The 600-nt window shown below is 43.0% G+C and carries 1 protein-coding gene; it reads left to right on the forward strand.

What is annotated here, in order from left to right:
* Nucleotides 1–600 (forward strand): RHS repeat domain-containing protein (locus tag GNY06_RS04980; protein ID WP_166519063.1); only part of this gene is annotated, 600 nt, incomplete at both ends.

Genomic DNA, 600 nt, shown 5'->3' on the forward strand with positions numbered 1-600 from the left:
AAGAGGATTAGCTTTGTGTACGATGCTTTGGGAAGGCGTATTGCCAAGGAATATAAAGGAAGGGTGACCAGGTGGCTGTGGGATGGGAATGTACCCCTGCACGAGTGGCAATATGAGGGAAGTTTTCCGATGGTATTGAGCATGGGTGATGAAAATAATCTTCAGCAGGCGGCAGAATCTACCGAAAATTTAATAACTTGGCTGTATGAACAGGGAAGTTTTGTTCCTTGCGGAAAGATTGTTGGAGAGGAGAAGTACAGTATTGTCAGTGACTATCTGGGGACACCCTCGCATGCGTATGATGATAAAGGCGGATTAGTTTGGGAGCGAGAATTAGATGTTTATGGTTCCCCGAGAAAGGGAAATCATGATTTTGTGCCTTTCCTTTATCAGGGACAGTATGTGGATGTTGAAACAGGATTGGCTTATAACCGGTTTAGGTATTATGATCATGAGTCAGGAAACTATATATCTCAGGATCCCATTGGGCTACAAGGTGGAAATCCTACGATATACGGATACGTTTTTGACTCAAATACTGAAATAGACCCGTTTGGGTTGGATTGTAAGCAAAAAAGAATTGGAGATTGGGGTGAGAAT

This window comes from Elizabethkingia argenteiflava (assembly GCF_009904105.1).
Classification (GTDB): Bacteria; Bacteroidota; Bacteroidia; order Flavobacteriales; family Weeksellaceae; genus Elizabethkingia; species Elizabethkingia argenteiflava.